This is a genomic window from Kosakonia sp. MUSA4 (assembly GCF_013085925.1).
GTDB classification, from domain to species: domain Bacteria; phylum Pseudomonadota; class Gammaproteobacteria; order Enterobacterales; family Enterobacteriaceae; genus Kosakonia; species Kosakonia sacchari_B.
Map to the genome: position 1 here is coordinate 3,444,176 of NZ_CP025697.1, position 17,151 is coordinate 3,461,326.

Annotated in this window: 11 protein-coding genes; 9 read left to right on the forward strand and 2 right to left on the reverse strand. The window is 58.7% G+C overall.

The features are described from left to right. The first annotated feature begins 57 nt into the window (after positions 1 to 57). From yegD to baeR, 7 genes are all read left to right on the forward strand, one after another. Positions 58 to 1,410: a molecular chaperone gene (gene yegD, locus C0557_RS16315; RefSeq protein ID WP_208659522.1), complete on the forward strand. Its 1,353-nt coding sequence runs from the start codon at positions 58 to 60 to the stop codon at positions 1,408 to 1,410. A 183-nt stretch (positions 1,411 to 1,593) separates the two neighbouring features. Then, positions 1,594 to 2,832 carry an MdtA/MuxA family multidrug efflux RND transporter periplasmic adaptor subunit gene (locus tag C0557_RS16320; protein ID WP_208659524.1) on the forward strand — a complete coding sequence of 413 codons (1,239 nt, stop codon included), beginning with the start codon at positions 1,594 to 1,596 and terminating at the stop codon, positions 2,830 to 2,832. Next, positions 2,832 to 5,954, forward strand: coding sequence for an MdtB/MuxB family multidrug efflux RND transporter permease subunit (locus tag C0557_RS16325; protein ID WP_208659526.1), 3,123 nt, complete (start codon positions 2,832 to 2,834; stop codon positions 5,952 to 5,954). Before C0557_RS16320 ends, C0557_RS16325 begins: the two co-directional genes overlap by 1 nt. Beyond that, positions 5,955 to 9,032, forward strand: a complete 3,078-nt coding sequence (gene mdtC, locus C0557_RS16330) for a multidrug efflux RND transporter permease subunit MdtC (protein WP_208659529.1) — start codon at positions 5,955 to 5,957, stop codon at positions 9,030 to 9,032. Continuing rightward, positions 9,029 to 10,444 carry an MFS transporter gene (locus tag C0557_RS16335; protein ID WP_208659531.1) on the forward strand — a complete coding sequence of 472 codons (1,416 nt, stop codon included), beginning with the start codon at positions 9,029 to 9,031 and terminating at the stop codon, positions 10,442 to 10,444. The genes mdtC and C0557_RS16335 overlap by 4 nt, the downstream gene beginning before the upstream one ends. Beyond that, the gene (baeS, locus tag C0557_RS16340; RefSeq protein WP_208659534.1) at positions 10,441 to 12,012 is read left to right on the forward strand and encodes a two-component system sensor histidine kinase BaeS; all 1,572 of its coding nucleotides are present in this window, start codon (positions 10,441 to 10,443) and stop codon (positions 12,010 to 12,012) included. Before C0557_RS16335 ends, baeS begins: the two co-directional genes overlap by 4 nt. Beyond that, on the forward strand, positions 12,009 to 12,731 hold the full coding sequence (gene baeR / locus C0557_RS16345) for a two-component system response regulator BaeR (protein WP_007371234.1): 723 nt from the start codon (positions 12,009 to 12,011) through the stop codon (positions 12,729 to 12,731). Before baeS ends, baeR begins: the two co-directional genes overlap by 4 nt. A gap of 29 nt (positions 12,732 to 12,760) precedes the next feature. On the opposite strand, the gene C0557_RS16350 is transcribed toward baeR, so the two are convergent. Further along, positions 12,761 to 13,222 carry a helix-turn-helix domain-containing protein gene (locus C0557_RS16350; RefSeq protein ID WP_208659536.1) on the reverse strand — a complete coding sequence of 154 codons (462 nt, stop codon included), beginning with the start codon at positions 13,220 to 13,222 and terminating at the stop codon, positions 12,761 to 12,763. A gap of 393 nt (positions 13,223 to 13,615) precedes the next feature. On the opposite strand from C0557_RS16350, the gene yegQ reads away from it, so the two are divergent. Further along, the gene (gene yegQ / locus C0557_RS16355; protein ID WP_208659538.1) at positions 13,616 to 14,977 is read left to right on the forward strand and encodes a tRNA 5-hydroxyuridine modification protein YegQ; all 1,362 of its coding nucleotides are present in this window, start codon (positions 13,616 to 13,618) and stop codon (positions 14,975 to 14,977) included. A gap of 251 nt (positions 14,978 to 15,228) precedes the next feature. Next, on the forward strand, positions 15,229 to 16,128 hold the full coding sequence (gene yegS, locus C0557_RS16360; RefSeq protein WP_208659540.1) for a lipid kinase YegS: 900 nt from the start codon (positions 15,229 to 15,231) through the stop codon (positions 16,126 to 16,128). A gap of 244 nt (positions 16,129 to 16,372) precedes the next feature. On the opposite strand, the gene C0557_RS16365 is transcribed toward yegS, so the two are convergent. Then, positions 16,373 to 17,146: an ABC transporter ATP-binding protein gene (locus C0557_RS16365; protein WP_208659542.1), complete on the reverse strand. Its 774-nt coding sequence runs from the start codon at positions 17,144 to 17,146 to the stop codon at positions 16,373 to 16,375. Positions 17,147 to 17,151 lie beyond the last annotated feature (5 nt).

The following is a 17,151-nucleotide window of genomic DNA, read 5'->3' on the forward strand; positions in this document are numbered from 1 at the left end:
CCCGCGCCGCATTCGGCTAAAGTCGCCCCCCTTCTTCACTGGCATGGGGATAAACACGTGTTTGTAGGCTTTGACTACGGGACAGCAAACTGCTCGATTGCAGTAATGCGCGATGGCGCGCCACACCTGCTGACCATGGAAAATAACAGTACGCTGCTGCCATCTATGCTCTGCGCACCGACGCGCGAAGCCGTCAGCGAATGGCTCTATCGTCACCATCAGGTTCCGGCTACGGGGAACGAAACCCAGGCGCTGCTACGCCGGGCGGTAAGTTTTAACCGTGAGGAAGATATTGAGGTCAACGCTGCCAGCGTGCAATTTGGTCTCGCCTCGCTGCGTCAGTACGTGAGCGATCCGGAGGAGGTTTACTTCGTTAAATCGCCGAAATCCTTCCTCGGCGCCAGCGGCCTGAAACCGCAGCAGATTGCCCTGTTCGAGGATCTGGTCTGCGCCATGATGCTGCATATTCGCCAACAGGCCGAAACGCAACTGCCGGAAAGCATCAACCAGGCGGTCATTGGCCGACCGATCAACTTCCAGGGGCTCGGCGGTGATGAGGCCAACGCCCAGGCGCAGGGGATCCTTGAGCGTGCGGCAAAACGCGCCGGTTTCCGCGATGTGGTGTTCCAGTATGAGCCGGTCGCCGCAGGGCTCGATTTTGAAGCCACGCTAAGCGAAGAGAAGCGCGTGCTGGTGGTGGATATCGGCGGCGGAACAACAGACTGCTCCATTCTGCTGATGGGCCCACAGTGGCGCGCCAGACAGGATCGCGCAGCCAGCCTGCTCGGCCACAGCGGCTGTCGCGTTGGCGGTAACGATCTGGATATCGCGCTGGCGTTTAAAAGCCTGATGCCCCTGCTTGGTATGGGCGGCCAGACGGAAAAAGGCATCGCCCTGCCGATTCTGCCGTGGTGGAACGCGGTGGCGATCAACGATGTGCCGGCGCAAACCGAGTTTTACAGCGCAGCCAATGGCCGTCTGCTCAACGATCTGCTGCGCGACGCCCGTGATGCGGAGAAAGTCGCCCTGCTGCTGAAAGTGTGGCGGCAGCGTCTGAGCTACCGGCTGGTACGCAGCGCCGAAGAGAGCAAAATTGCCCTCTCGGAAGAAGCGCATGTCACCGCGCCGCTGCCGTTTATCAGCGACGATCTTGCCACCGCCATCACCCAGGACGGTCTGGAAGCGGCGCTCAATCAGCCGTTACAGCGCATTATTGAGCAGGTGCAACTGGCGCTGGAAAACAGCAACGAAACGCCGGAAGTGATCTACCTGACCGGCGGGAGCGCCCGCTCGCCAATCATCAAGAAAGCACTGGCGGAAACGCTGCCGGGGATCCCGATTGCGGGCGGCGATGATTTTGGCTCCGTCACTGCCGGGCTTGCCCGCTGGGCGCAGGTTCTGTTTCGCTAATATTTTGCCGGATGATCGCCATCCGGCATGATTTTCTTCTTCATATTATCCCTAACACAAATTTCTATCCCCGCTCGACGTTTCTAAACAGTGTTTCATATTTCCTCCATTTTTCTCCGTTAAAGCCTCACTAAACTAGTATTATTTTGGTCATGGTTTTTTCAGGACGAGATACATATAACGATGAAACGCAGTTTCACTTTTCGCCGCACGCTTGTTGCGGTTGTGGTTATCGCAGCGGCAGGTGCCGCGTGGTACCACTTTAGCCATCAAGAGGCTACACCTTCTTCTTCCGCCACCGGGCACACGCAGCGTCAGGCTGGTGGCGGTGGTCGCCACGGCATGCGCGGCGGCGCGCTACCGCCGGTACAGGCTGCCACAGCGACCCGCGAATCCGTTCCGCGTTATCTCTCTGGTCTCGGTACGATTACGGCAACCAATACCGTGACCGTTCGCAGCCGCGTTTCCGGCCAACTGATGGCGCTCCACTTCCAGGAAGGGCAACAGGTTAACGCCGGCGATCTGCTGGCTGAAATCGACCCCAGCGAATTTAAAGTGGCACTGGCGCAGGCGCAGGGGCAACTGGCAAAAGATAAAGCCACGCTGGCGAATGCGCGCCGCGATCTGGCCCGCTACCAGCAACTGGCGAAAACCAGTCTCGTCTCCCGTCAGGATCTCGATACCCAGCAGGCGCTGGTAACGGAATCCGCAGGCACCGTCAAAGCCGATGAAGCCTCAGTCGCCAGCGCCCAGTTGCAGCTGGACTGGAGCCGCATCACGGCGCCCATCTCCGGGCGCGTTGGCTTAAAACAGGTGGATATTGGCAACCAGATCAGCAGCAGCGATACCACCGGCATTGTGGTGCTGACGCAAACCCACCCAATTGACCTCGTCTTTACCCTGCCGGAAAGCGACATCGCCACCGTGGTGCAGGCGCAAAAAGCTGGCCAACCGCTGGTAGTGGAAGCCTGGGATCGCACTAACAAACAGAAATTGAGCAGCGGTTCGTTGCTCAGTCTTGATAACCAGATCGATGCCACCACCGGCACAATTAAGCTGAAAGCACGCTTTAATAATCAGGACGACGCGCTGTTCCCCAACCAGTTCGTCAATGCGCGCATGCTGGTCGCCACGCAACAAGATGCCGTTGTGATCCCTGCCGCCGCGCTGCAAATGGGTAATGAAGGCAACTTTGTCTGGGTGGTGAATGAGAATAGCCAGGTCAGCAAACATATCGTTACGCCGGGTATTCAGGACAGCCAGAAAGTGGTGATTGCCGCCGGGCTGTCGGCGGGCGATCGCGTGGTGACGGACGGTATCGACCGTCTGACCGAAGGGGCCAAAGTGGAAGTGGTGGATGCGCAAAGCGCCCAGCAGATGCCCGCAAAACGTGAGCATCCGGCGAAAGGAGCGCACTCCTGATGCAGTTGCTACCGCCAGGCCGGACGGGAGGTCCTTCCCGTCTGTTTATCTTGCGCCCGGTCGCCACCACCTTATTGATGGTGGCGATTCTGCTTGCCGGGGTCATCGGCTACCGTTTTCTTCCCGTCTCGGCGCTGCCGGAAGTCGATTACCCCACTATCCAGGTTGTCACCCTTTACCCCGGCGCCAGCCCGGATGTGGTGACGTCGGCGATTACCGCGCCGCTCGAACGGCAATTTGGCCAAATGTCGGGCTTAAAACAGATGTCGTCGCAAAGCTCCGGCGGCGCATCGGTGGTGACGTTGCAGTTCCAGCTCACGCTGCCGCTGGATGTTGCTGAGCAGGAAGTGCAGGCGGCGATGAACGCGGCCAACAGCCTGCTCCCTTCCGATCTGCCTAACCCGCCGGTTTACAGCAAAGTTAACCCGGCCGATCCGCCGATCATGACGCTGGCAGTCACCTCTTCCGCCATGCCGATGACGCAGGTGGAAGATATGGTCGAAACGCGCGTCGCACAGAAAATTTCGCAGGTTTCCGGCGTCGGTCTGGTCACGCTTTCCGGCGGCCAGCGCCCGGCAGTGCGCGTCAAACTTAACGCGCAGGCCATCGCCGCGTTGGGGTTGACCAGCGAAACCATTCGCACCGCCATCGACAATGCCAACGTTAACTCGGCAAAAGGGAGCCTCGATGGCCCAACGCGCGCCGTCACGCTCTCCGCCAACGATCAGATGCAGTCCGCCGAAGAGTACCGCCAGTTGATTGTCGCTTACCAGAACGGTGCGCCCATTCGCCTGGGCGATGTGGCAACCGTGGAACAGGGCGCGGAAAATAGCTGGCTTGGCGCATGGGCGAATAAGCAACAGGCGATTGTGATGAACGTCCAGCGTCAGCCTGGCGCCAACATCATTGATACCGCCGACAACATTCGTACTCTGCTGCCGCAGTTAACGGAGAGCCTGCCGAAATCGGTCACGGTGAAGGTGCTCTCCGATCGCACCAACAACATCCGTGCTTCGGTCAGCGATACGCAGTTCGAACTGATGCTGGCCATTGCGCTGGTGGTGATGATTATCTACCTGTTTCTGCGCAATATTCCGGCAACTATTATTCCTGGCGTAGCCGTACCGCTGTCGCTTATCGGCACCTTTGCGGTGATGGTGTTCCTCGATTTCTCAATCAATAACCTGACGCTGATGGCGCTAACCATCGCCACCGGCTTTGTGGTGGATGACGCGATTGTGGTAATTGAGAACATCTCGCGCTATATCGAAAAAGGGGAAAAACCGCTGGCGGCGGCGCTGAAAGGCGCAGGCGAGATCGGCTTTACCATTATCTCCCTCACCTTCTCGCTGATTGCCGTGCTGATCCCGCTACTGTTTATGGGCGATATTGTCGGGCGCCTGTTCCGCGAGTTCGCCGTCACGCTGGCGGTGGCAATCCTGATCTCGGCTGTGGTTTCACTGACGCTGACGCCGATGATGTGCGCGCGCATGCTGAGCGCTGAATCCCTGCGCAAGCAGAACCGTTTTTCCCGCGCTTCGGAGCGTTTTTTTGAGCGCGTGATTGCAGGTTACGGCCACCTGCTGGCGAAAGTACTTAACCACCCGTGGCTGACGCTCAGCGTGGCGATAGGCACGCTGCTGCTGTCGGTGGCGCTGTGGGTTTTCATCCCGAAAGGCTTCTTCCCGGTACAGGACAACGGCATCATTCAGGGTACGCTCCAGGCGCCGCAGTCGGCATCGTTTGCCAGCATGGCGCAGCGCCAGCGGCAGGTTGCCGACGTTATCCTGCAAGATCCGGCGGTGGAAAGCCTGACCTCGTTTGTTGGCGTCGATGGCACCAACCCGTCGCTGAACAGCGCCCGTCTGCAAATCAACCTTAAGCCGCTGGATGAGCGCGACGACCGCGTACAGGCAGTGATTACGCGCCTGCAACAGGCGGCGGCAAAAGTGCCCGGCGTGGCGCTCTATCTGCAACCGACGCAGGATCTGACCATCGACACCACGGTCAGCCGCACCCAGTACCAGTTTACCTTGCAGGCAAACTCGTTGGACGCGCTGAGCACCTGGGTGCCGCAACTGATCGCCAAACTGGAAGCGCTGCCGCAGCTTGCTGATGTCAGCAGCGACTGGCAGGACAAAGGGCTGGTGGCGTATGTCAACGTTGACCGCAGCACCGCCAGCCGTCTTGGTATCACCATGTCGGATGTTGATAACGCGCTGTATAACGCCTTCGGTCAGCGGCTGATCTCCACCATCTATACCCAGTCAAACCAGTATCGCGTGGTGCTGGAACACGACACCACGCAAACGCCGGGGTTGGCGGCGCTGGAGAATATCCGTCTGGCCAGCAGCAGCGGCGGCGTGGTGCCGTTATCCTCGATTGCCAAAGTGGAACAACGCTTTGCGCCGCTGAGTATTAACCACCTCGATCAATTCCCCTCCACCACCATTTCTTTTAATGTGGCGAGCGGCTATTCGCTGGGCGATGCGGTGCAGGCGATCACCGACAGCGAAAAAACCCTCAATTTCCCGACCGATATCCGCACCGAGTTCCAGGGCAGCACGCTGGCGTTCCAGTCTGCGCTTGGCAGCACGGTCTGGCTGATCGTCGCGGCAGTGGCGGCAATGTATATCGTGCTCGGCGTGCTGTATGAGAGTTTTATTCACCCGGTCACCATTCTCTCAACGCTGCCGACTGCGGGCGTTGGCGCGCTGCTGGCGCTGATGATTTCCGGCAGTGAACTGGATGTGATCGCCATTATCGGCATCATTCTGCTGATTGGTATCGTCAAGAAAAACGCCATCATGATGATCGACTTCGCTCTCGCCGCCGAACGCGAAGAGGGGATGGCGCCGCGCGACGCGATTTTCCAGGCCTGCCTGCTGCGTTTTCGTCCGATCCTGATGACTACGCTGGCCGCCCTGCTCGGTGCGCTGCCGCTGATGCTCAGCACCGGCGTGGGCGCAGAGCTGCGCCGCCCGCTGGGTATCGGCATGGTGGGCGGTCTGCTGGTCAGCCAGGTGCTGACGCTGTTTACCACACCGGTGATTTATCTGCTGTTCGACCGCCTGTCGCTGGCCGTAAAACAGCGCTTCCCGCGCCGTGAAGAGGAGGCGTAAGTGAAGTTTTTCGCCCTCTTCATTTACCGCCCGGTGGCGACGATTTTGATTTCGCTGGCGATAACGCTGTGCGGCATCCTCGGCTACCGGCTGCTGCCGGTAGCCCCGCTGCCGCAGGTCGATTTTCCGGTGATCATGGTCAGCGCCTCACTACCTGGCGCCTCGCCGGAGACGATGGCGTCGTCGGTCGCTACGCCGCTGGAACGCTCGCTGGGACGAATTGCCGGGGTCAGCGAAATGACCTCCTCCAGCTCGCTGGGCAGTACACGCATCATTTTGCAGTTTAATTTTGACCGCGATATCAACGGCGCCGCGCGCGATGTGCAGGCGGCAATCAACGCGGCGCAAAGCCTGCTGCCAAGCGGTATGCCGAGCCGTCCGACCTACCGCAAAGCGAACCCGTCGGACGCACCGATCATGATCCTGACGCTGACCTCGGATACCTATTCGCAGGGCCAGTTATACGATTTTGCCTCGACGCAGCTGGCACAAACCATCTCGCAGATCGACGGCGTCGGTGATGTGGATGTCGGCGGAAGTTCACTGCCCGCAGTGCGCGTCGATCTCAATCCGCAGGCGCTGTTTAATCAGGGCGTGTCACTCGATGCCGTGCGTACCGCCATCAGCAGCGCCAATGTCCGTCGCCCGCAGGGCGCAGTGGATGACGGCGCACAACGCTGGCAGGTGCAAACGAATGATGAGCTGAAAACGGCCGCCGAATACCAGCCGCTGATCATTCATTACAACAACGGCGCAGCGGTACGTTTAAGCGATGTCGCTACGGTCAGCGACTCGGTGCAGGATGTGCGCAATGCCGGGATGACCAACGCAAAGCCGGCGATTTTGCTGATGATCCGCAAGCTGCCGGAAGCCAATATTATTCAGACGGTGGATAGTATCCGCGCCCGCCTGCCGGAATTACAGAAAACCATTCCTGCCGCTATCGATCTGCAAATCGCCCAGGATCGCTCGCCGACCATTCGCGCCTCGCTGGCGGAAGTGGAGCAGACGCTGGTGATCTCGGTGGCGCTGGTGATTCTGGTGGTGTTTCTGTTTTTGCGCTCCGGTCGCGCGACGCTTATCCCGGCGGTCGCCGTACCGGTTTCGCTGATCGGCACCTTTGCCGCTATGTACCTGTGCGGTTTTAGCCTGAATAATCTGTCGCTGATGGCGCTGACCATCGCCACCGGCTTTGTCGTCGATGATGCCATTGTGGTGCTGGAAAACATCTCCCGCCATCTTGAAGCGGGCGTGAAGCCGTTACAGGCGGCGTTACAAGGGACGCGGGAAGTCGGTTTTACCGTGCTGTCGATGAGCCTGTCGCTGGTAGCGGTGTTCCTGCCGCTACTGCTGATGGCCGGTCTGCCGGGCAGGCTGCTGCGAGAGTTTGCCGTCACGCTGTCGGTGGCGATTGGCATCTCGCTGGTTATCTCGCTGACGCTGACGCCGATGATGTGCGGCTGGCTGCTGAAGCGCCATAAACCGCGCGAACGCACGCGGGAAAGAGGCGTTGGCCGTTTGCTGATTGCGCTCCAGCAGCAGTACGCCCGTTCGTTGAAATGGGTGCTGAACCACGCCCGGCTGGTGGGCCTGGTGCTGCTTGGCACCATCGCGTTGAATATCTGGCTCTATATCTCGATTCCGAAAACCTTCTTCCCGGAGCAGGACACCGGCGTGCTGATGGGCGGCATTCAGGCGGATCAGAGCATCTCCTTTCAGGCGATGCGCGGTAAGTTGCAGGATTTTATGAAAATCATCCGTGACGATCCGGCGGTGGATAATGTCACCGGTTTTACTGGCGGCTCGCGCGTGAACAGCGGCATGATGTTTATCACCCTCAAATCCCGCCATATTCGTAATGAAACGGCGCAGCAGGTGATTGACCGGTTGCGCGTTAAACTGGCGAAAGAGCCAGGCGCAAGCCTGTTTTTGATGGCCGTACAGGATATTCGCGTCGGCGGACGGCAGGCCAATGCCAGCTACCAGTTTGCCCTGCTGTCGGACGATCTCAGCGCCCTGCGCGAGTGGGAGCCGAAGATCCGTAAAGCGCTGGCGGCGCTGCCGCAACTGGCAGACGTCAACTCAGACCAGCAGGACAACGGCGCGGAGATGAATCTGGTTTACGATCGCGAAACAATGTCGCGGCTGGGCATCAGTGTTGAAGCGGCCAACAGCCTGCTGAATAACGCCTTCGGCCAGCGGCAGATCTCCACTATTTATCAACCGCTTAACCAGTACAAAGTGGTGATGGAAGTCGATCCCCGCTATACCCAGGACGTGAGCGCGCTGGACAAGATGTATGTGATCAACAACGAAGGCCAGTCGATTCCGCTCTCTTACTTTGCCCACTGGCAACCAGCGAATGCGCCGCTGTCAGTGAACCATCAAGGGCTGTCGGCGGCATCGACCATCGCCTTTAACCTGCCGACAGGCACGTCGCTGTCGGAAGCCAGCGACGCCATCGATCGTGCGATGACGCAACTTGGCGTCCCTTCAAGCGTGCGCGGCAGTTTCGCCGGTACAGCGCAAGTATTCCAGGAGACGATGAATTCACAGGTGATCCTGATCCTGGCCGCGATTGCCACGGTCTATATTGTGCTGGGGATCCTCTACGAGAGCTACGTCCACCCGCTGACCATTCTCTCCACGCTGCCCTCGGCGGGCGTCGGCGCGCTGCTGGCGCTGGAGCTGTTTGGCGCGCCGTTTAGTCTGATCGCACTGATTGGCATCATGTTACTGATCGGGATTGTGAAGAAGAATGCCATAATGATGGTCGACTTCGCCCTCGAAGCCCAGCGCAAGGGCAGCCTGAGCGCAGAAGAGGCCATCTTCCAGGCCTGTTTGCTGCGTTTTCGTCCGATCATGATGACCACCCTGGCGGCGCTGTTTGGCGCACTGCCGCTGGTCATTTCCGGCGGTGACGGCTCCGAACTGCGTCAGCCGCTGGGGATCACCATTGTCGGCGGCCTGGTGATGAGCCAGCTTCTTACCCTGTATACAACGCCGGTGGTCTATCTCTTCTTTGACCGCCTGCGTATGCGTTTTAGCCAGAAAGAAAGAGAGCCTGTTAGTGAATGAATGAACTCCCCAAAAACATCCGCTGGCAACTATGGATTGTCGCCTTTGGCTTTTTTATGCAGTCGCTGGATACCACTATTGTGAATACCGCCCTCCCCTCGATGGCGCGAAGCCTGGGGGAGAGCCCGCTGCATATGCACATGGTGGTGGTCTCCTATGTATTGACCGTGGCGGTGATGCTGCCAGCCAGCGGCTGGCTGGCAGATCGGGTCGGCGTGCGCAATATCTTTTTCGTCGCCATTGTGCTGTTCACCACCGGCTCGCTGTTTTGCGCGCAGGCCTCAACCCTTGATCAACTGGTGATGGCGCGGGTTTTACAGGGTGTCGGCGGGGCGATGATGGTGCCGGTAGGCAGGCTGACGGTGATGAAAATCGTCCCGCGCGACCAGTATATGGCGGCGATGACCTTCGTCACTCTGCCAGGGCAAATCGGCCCGCTGGTCGGCCCGGCGCTCGGCGGGATTCTGGTGGAATATGCGTCGTGGCACTGGATCTTCCTGATTAACCTGCCGGTCGGTATTATCGGCGCGATCGCCACCCTGAGCCTGATGCCGAACTATAAACTGCAAACCCGTCGTTTCGATATGGCGGGTTTTGCGTTGCTGGCCTGCGGTATGGCAACGCTGACGCTGGCGCTCGACGGCAGCCGCGGGCTGGGGCTTTCGCCCGTCCAGCTTGGCGCATTGGTAGCCGTGGGCGCAGCGACGACGCTATTTTATCTGCTGCACGCCAGAGGCAACGATGGCGCGTTGTTCAACCTGCGGTTGTTCCGCACGCCTTCGTTTTCACTGGGGCTGGCCGGGAGCTTCGCCGGGCGTATCGGCAGCGGCATGCTGCCGTTTATGACGCCGGTGTTTTTGCAGATTGGCCTTGGCTTTTCACCGTTCCACGCCGGGCTGATGATGATCCCGATGGTGCTGGGCAGTATGGGCATGAAGCGGATTGTCGTGCAGGTGGTTAACCGTTTTGGTTATCGCCGCGCTCTGGTCTGTTCCACCCTTGGTCTGGCGCTGGTGAGCCTGCTGTTTATGAGCGCCGCCCTGCTCGGCTGGTACTATCTGCTGCCGGTGGTGCTGTTCTGCCAGGGGATGATCAACTCGATGCGCTTCTCTTCGATGAACACCCTGACGCTGAAAGATCTGCCCGATGAACTGGCCAGCGGCGGCAACAGCCTGCTGTCGATGATCATGCAGTTGTCGATGAGTATCGGCGTTACCGTCGCCGGTTTGCTGCTCGGCCTGTTCGGCCAGCAGCATCTGTCAGCGGACAGCGGCGTGGCGCACCATGTTTTCCTTTACGCTTATCTCAGTATGGCGGTGATTATTTCACTACCGGCGTTAATCTTCGCCCGCGTCCCGAATGACGCCAGCCAGAACGTCGTGATTGCCCGTCGCAACAGGAGAGAATCATGAAATTCTGGCGGCCGGGTATTACGGCCAAACTTTTTCTGGCCATTTTGACCACCTGCATCGTACTGCTGATCATCATGCACTGGGCGGTGCGAATCAGCTTCGAGCGCGGGTTTATCGACTATATCAAGCGCGGCAACGAGCAGCGCCTGCAACTGTTGAGCGACACGCTGGCCGAGCAGTACGCCCAGCACGGCGACTGGCAATTTCTGCGCAATAACGACCGGATGATTTTCCAGATCCTGCGATCTTTCGAACGCGATAACGACCATGAAGATACCGGTGGGCCAGACCGCGGCATGGAGCGGGATCGCGCGATGGGCGACAACGGCGGAGCAGATCGTGGAATGGCGCCGGACAACCGGGCAGCGGACCAAGGGATGGAGCCAGACAATAACGCCGAATCCGATCGCGGGATGGAAAACGATGATCCGCCGCCTGGCCCGCCAGGCCCGCCGCCGCCGCGCGGCTGGCGCACGGTGTTCTGGGTTGTCGATCAGAACAACAATGTGCTGGTCGGCCCGCGCGGCACGGTGCCGGACGAAGGCAACCGCCGGGCGATTGTGGTGAACCAGAAAACGGTGGGCTGGGTGATTGCCTCCCCGGTTGAGCGGTTAACGCGCAATACCGACATCAATTTTGACCGTCAACAGCGTCGCACCAGTTGGCTGATTGTCGGTCTTGCCATGCTGCTGGCGGCGCTGGCAACCTTCCCGCTGGCACGAGGCCTGCTGGCACCGGTGAAACGGCTGGTCGAAGGGACGCACAAACTGGCCTCCGGCGATTTCTCGACGCGCGTCACGACTGACAGCCAGGATGAACTGGGCAGGCTGGCGCGCGACTTTAACCTGCTGGCCAGTACGCTGGAGAAAAACCAGCAAATGCGCCGCGATTTTATGGCTGATATCTCCCATGAACTGCGCACGCCGCTGGCGGTGCTGCGCGGCGAACTGGAGGCGATTCAGGACGGCGTACGCAAATTTACGCCGGAATCGGTTCTGTCATTACAGGCAGAGGTCGGCACGCTCACCAAGCTGGTGAACGATTTACATCAGTTGTCAATGTCCGACGAGGGCGCGCTGGCCTACCAGCGCACGCCGGTGGATGTGGTGACGCTGCTGGAGATTGCCGCTGGCGCGTTTCATGAACGTTTTGCCAGCCGAAACCTGAACTTGTCGCTGGATTTGCAGTCCACCAGTGGCAGAGTCTTTGGCGATCCCGATCGCCTGATGCAGCTGTTTAATAATCTGCTGGAAAACAGCCTGCGCTATACGGACGGCGGCGGACAAACGCAAATTCAGTCCACCACCCGCGACGGCAAACTGATCCTGCGTTTTGCCGACAGCGCGCCGGGCGTTTCCGACGAGCAACTGACGCGCCTGTTTGAGCGTTTCTACCGCACGGAAGGATCGCGCAACCGCGCCAGCGGCGGCTCCGGCCTGGGGCTGGCTATCTGTTTTAATATTGTGGAGGCCCACGGTGGCGCTATCCACGCCGGGCACTCGCCATTTGGCGGGGTTACTATTACAGTTGAACTACCGCTTGAAGGCGAACAATCGAGAGAAGTATGACTGAGCTACCCATTGATGAAAACACGCCGCGTATTCTGATCGTGGAAGATGAACCGAAGCTGGGACAGTTGCTGATCGATTATCTGCGGGCGGCCAGCTACGCGCCGACGCTGATTAACCACGGCGATCAGGTGCTGGGATATGTCCGCCAGACGCCGCCGGATTTGATCCTGCTCGATCTGATGCTGCCCGGCACCGATGGCCTGACCCTGTGCAGAGAAATCCGTCGCTTCTCCAATGTGCCGGTCATTATGGTGACGGCAAAAATCGAGGAGATCGATCGTCTGCTGGGGCTGGAAATTGGCGCCGACGACTACATCTGCAAACCCTACAGCCCGCGCGAAGTGGTGGCGCGAGTCAAAACCATTCTGCGCCGCTGCAAGCCGCAGCGCGAATTGCAGGCGCTGGACGCGGAAAGCCCGCTGATTGTGGATGAAGGGCGTTTCCAGGCAAGCTGGCACAACAAACTGTTGGATCTCACCCCGGCGGAATTCCGCCTGCTGAAAACCCTCTCCAGCGAGCCGGGCAAGGTCTTCTCCCGCGAACAACTGCTCAACCATCTTTATGATGACTATCGCGTGGTGACCGACCGCACCATCGATAGCCATATCAAAAACCTGCGCCGCAAACTGGAAGCGCTGGATGAGGAACAATCCTTTATCCGTGCAGTTTACGGCGTCGGCTACCGCTGGGAAGCCGACGCCTGCAAACTGGCGTAACGCTGTCGGGCTTCGCGCCCGACGGCATTTTATTTACGCAACAGCCGCTGTAAACGCTGTTTGCGCCAGCGTGCGATCGGTTCAGCGAAGACGAAGAGCCGCAATCCCCGCACCAGCAGCAACCCGCCCCAAATCGCCGCCACCCACAGTGACCACAGCGGTTCTGGCGCGGTACTGCGATTCAGGAAATAGAGCAGCACGCAGACGATGACGGCGGTGACAAGCGATCGCCAGAAGCGGCTTTCGGCATCGACCTTTTCCCGCGCGGCAGTGATGCGCTGATCGAGCGCCTCTTCCCCCGCCTCCGCCTGCCCGGATAACTCAGTGACGCTGACGCCAAACACCGCCGCTAACGCACTCAGCGTCTCCAGCGAAGGTTGATCGCCATTTTCAATTCGCTGCACCGTTCTGACACTCAACGCGGCCATCTCTGCAAGCTGCTCCTGCGACCAGGCGCGGGCCAGACGGAACGCTTTCACTTTATTGCTCATGATATTTCTCCACAGGAAACCGGCTTGCAGTGTCGCTGAACCACGCGGACAGCAACACGATCGTCACCCGACAGCAACACGACACAGCCCCGACAGCGCCCTGACAAAGCCTTCCGCCGAGTATAAACCGGCCGTGAACATGCTGTAATCCTCTGTAATATGGCGGGCGCTTCAGGCTGCATCAAAGGATGGTGAGGAAATACGACATTGGCGTACTGATGCTGCAGGCTGCGTTCAGTTGCCAGGCGGAAATAACCGCCGACTGCGCGTGAGCTAACGCGCAGGTTTACTCCCCCGGCGCGCGGCGCTACAATTCCCGCCCTAAATTTAGGGGAACTCCCCCGCCGCCTCACCTGCTGAGGCGATCTGACCTGTCATCAGAAAGAGAAAATCATGTTTAAACCGGAACTCCTGTCCCCGGCGGGAACGCTGAAAAATATGCGTTACGCCTTCGCTTACGGCGCGGACGCCGTTTACGCTGGCCAGCCGCGCTACTCGCTGCGCGTGCGCAATAACGAATTCAACCACGAAAACCTGCAAATCGGCATCAATGAAGCCCACGCGCAGGGCAAAAAATTCTACGTGGTGGTGAATATCGCGCCGCATAACGCCAAGCTGAAAACGTTCATCCGCGACCTGAAACCGGTGGTGGACATGGGGCCGGATGCGCTGATTATGTCCGATCCGGGGCTTATCATGATGGTGCGCGAAAACTTCCCGCAGATGCCGATTCACCTCTCCGTGCAGGCGAACGCCGTCAACTGGGCAACGGTGAAATTCTGGCAACAAATGGGGCTGACGCGCGTGATCCTCTCCCGCGAGCTGTCGCTGGAAGAGATCGCCGAAATTCGCAGCCAGGTGCCGGAAATGGAGATCGAAATCTTCGTGCACGGCGCACTGTGCATGGCTTACTCCGGCCGTTGCCTGCTTTCAGGCTATATCAACAAGCGCGATCCGAACCAGGGCACCTGCACCAACGCCTGCCGCTGGGAATATAACGTTCAGGAAGGCAAAGAAGACGCTATCGGCAATATCGTACATGTTCACGAACCGATTCCGGTACAGAACATCGAACCCACGCTGGGCGTCGGCGCGCCGACCGATAAAGTGTTTATGATTGAGGAAGCGCAGCGTCCGGGCGAGTACATGACCGCCTTCGAGGACGAACACGGCACCTACATCATGAACTCGAAAGATCTGCGGGCGATTGCCCACGTTGAACGCCTGACGCAGATGGGCGTGCACTCGCTGAAAATCGAAGGCCGTACCAAATCGTTCTACTACTGCGCCCGTACTGCGCAGGTTTACCGCAAAGCGATCGACGATGCCGCAGCGGGTAAACCGTTCGACACTTCGCTGCTGGAAACGCTGGAAGGGCTGGCGCATCGCGGTTATACCGAAGGTTTCCTGCGCCGCCACACGCATGATGATTACCAGAACTATGACTATGGCTACTCGGTTTCCGAGCGCCAGCAGTTTGTCGGCGAATTCACCGGCGAGCGTAAAGGCGATCTGGCCGCCGTCGCGGTGAAAAATAAGTTTTCGCTCGGCGACAGCCTGGAGCTGATGACGCCGCAGGGCAACGTCAACTTTACGCTTGAGCAGATGGAAAACGCCAAAGGCGAAGCGATGCCGGTCGCGCCTGGCGATGGTTATACTGTCTGGTTGCCGGTTCCGCAGGATATGGCGCTGGAATATGCGCTGCTGATGCGCAATTTCACCGGGCAGTCAACGCGCAATCCTCACGCGAAGTAATTTAGCAGGGTTATTTTTACGGCTGGAAAAATCTTAGAATCGGATCACATACCTCCCCGCTCGTTATGGGTATTATCCATCTCGCTGAAAAACATAACCCATAAATGCTAGCTGTACCAGGAACCACCTCCTTAGCCTGCGTAATCTCCCTTACGCAGGCTGATTTTTTTTAACGCTTTTTTCCGCTTTTTTTACCCCCTTCCCGCTCGTGAGATACACTTTCCTCATTGCATGCAATAAGGACGAGAAATATGGGCAAAATTCCTGGAAGCTTATTGATCCTCAACGGTAAAAGCGCCGGAGACGAAACGCTGCGCGCCGCCATAGCGCTGCTGCGTGACGAAGGTATGGATATTCAGGTGCGCGTCACCTGGGAAAAGGGCGATGCCGGGCGCTACGTTAAGGAAGCACAGCAACTTGGCGTGGATACGGTGATTGCTGGCGGCGGCGACGGCACCATCAACGAAGTGGCGACAGCGCTGGTAAACTGCACGGGCGATAACATTCCGGCGCTCGGTATTTTGCCGCTCGGTACCGCCAATGATTTCGCCACCAGCGCGGGGATCCCCGAGGCGCTGGAGAAAGCGTTACAGCTGGCCATCGTGGGTAAAGCGGTGGCTATCGATATCGCCCGCGTCAACGATAAAACCTGCTTTATTAATATGGCAACCGGGGGTTTTGGTACCCGCATCACCACGGAAACGCCGGAAAAACTGAAAGCCGCGCTGGGCGGGGTTTCTTATCTGATCCACGGGCTGCTGCGTCTGGATAAGCTAAAGGCTGACCGCTGCGAAATTCGCGGTGAGGATTTTCAGTGGCAGGGCGATGCGCTGGTGATTGGCATTGGTAACGGTCGCCAGGCGGGCGGCGGACAACAGCTTTGCCCGCAGGCGCTGATTAACGATGGCTTACTGCATCTGCGTATTTTTACCGGCGAAGAGCTGTTGCCGGCGCTGTTAACCACCCTGACGCAGCCGGACGATAACCCGCATATTATTGACGGAAAATCGGCATGGTTCGAGGTCAGCGCCCCGCATGAAATTACCTTTAACCTCGACGGCGAACCGCTGCGCGGTGAGCATTTCCGCATCGAAGTGTTGCCCAATGCGCTGCAATGCCGGTTACCGCCGGATTGCCCGTTATTGCGTTAACCGCTTAAAAATGCCTGATGGCGCTTCGCTTATCAGGCCTACAACAGCACCGATCTTCGTAGGCCGGATAAGGCGTCGCCGCCATCCGGCGTTTGCCGCCAATTCTGCCTGCTGGCGCTTCGCTTATCAGGCCTGCAATGCCAATCCCCGTAGGCCGGATAAGGCGCAGCCGTCATCCGGCGTTTGCCGCCAATTCCGCCTGATGGCGCTTCGCTTATCAAATCTACGGAGCGAGACAAAAAACTCAATACGCCGCCACTTCGCGTGCCATCTCACGGCTATATTGCTGGCTGGCATGCACCAGCATCTGCGTATACCCCGTTTGCGCCGCGCCGCTAACCAGCGCATCGACGGTCAAAGTTTCGAGGATTTTACCGTGCTGCATCACCGCCACCTTCTGGCATAAATGCGCGATCACCCCCAAATCATGCGTCACCATCAGATAGGTAAGTTGCGATTCCTGATGCAGCGCCGCCAGCAGGTTGAGGATTTCCGCCTGCACCGACACATCCAGCGCCGAAGTCGGCTCATCCAGCAACAACACGCGCGGTTCCAGAATCAGCGCACGGGCAATTGCCACGCGCTGGCGCTGCCCGCCGGAGAGCTGGTGCGGATAGCGGTCGCGAAAAGCACGGCTTAACCCCACCTTGTCGAGCAACGTATTAATACGCCGGTCACGATCGTTGATACCGTGGATTTGCAGCGGCTCCTCCAGAATATCGCCAATGGTGTGGCGCGGATGCAGCGAACCGTACGGATCCTGAAACACCATCTGCACCAACCGACAGCGCGGCGGGCTGAGCCGCTTATCCAGCTTTTGTCCATTAATCGCAAGCTCGCCGTCCCAGTGGGTAAACAGCCCGGCCAGACACTTCAGCACAGTCGTTTTCCCGGAGCCGGATTCCCCCACCAGCCCATAAATCTCGCCAGGCCGCACGGAAAAGCTGACGTCACACAGCACCTGATTGCGTTTCGCCCCTTCGCCAAAGGCCAGATTGAGGTTTTGCACGTTAATCATTCTGC

Coding starts and splice junctions, on each gene's coding strand:
- C0557_RS16320 (WP_208659524.1), top strand. CDS start 1,594: ATGAAACGCAGTTTCACTTTTCGCCGCACGCTTGTTGCGGTTGTGGTT.
- C0557_RS16325 (WP_208659526.1), top strand. CDS start 2,832: ATGCAGTTGCTACCGCCAGGCCGGACGGGAGGTCCTTCCCGTCTGTTT.
- C0557_RS16335 (WP_208659531.1), top strand. CDS start 9,029: ATGAATGAACTCCCCAAAAACATCCGCTGGCAACTATGGATTGTCGCC.
- baeS (WP_208659534.1), top strand. CDS start 10,441: ATGAAATTCTGGCGGCCGGGTATTACGGCCAAACTTTTTCTGGCCATT.
- baeR (WP_007371234.1), top strand. CDS start 12,009: ATGACTGAGCTACCCATTGATGAAAACACGCCGCGTATTCTGATCGTG.
- C0557_RS16350 (WP_208659536.1), bottom strand. CDS start 13,222: ATGAGCAATAAAGTGAAAGCGTTCCGTCTGGCCCGCGCCTGGTCGCAG.
- yegQ (WP_208659538.1), top strand. CDS start 13,616: ATGTTTAAACCGGAACTCCTGTCCCCGGCGGGAACGCTGAAAAATATG.
- yegS (WP_208659540.1), top strand. CDS start 15,229: ATGGGCAAAATTCCTGGAAGCTTATTGATCCTCAACGGTAAAAGCGCC.
- C0557_RS16365 (WP_208659542.1), bottom strand. CDS start 17,146: ATGATTAACGTGCAAAACCTCAATCTGGCCTTTGGCGAAGGGGCGAAA.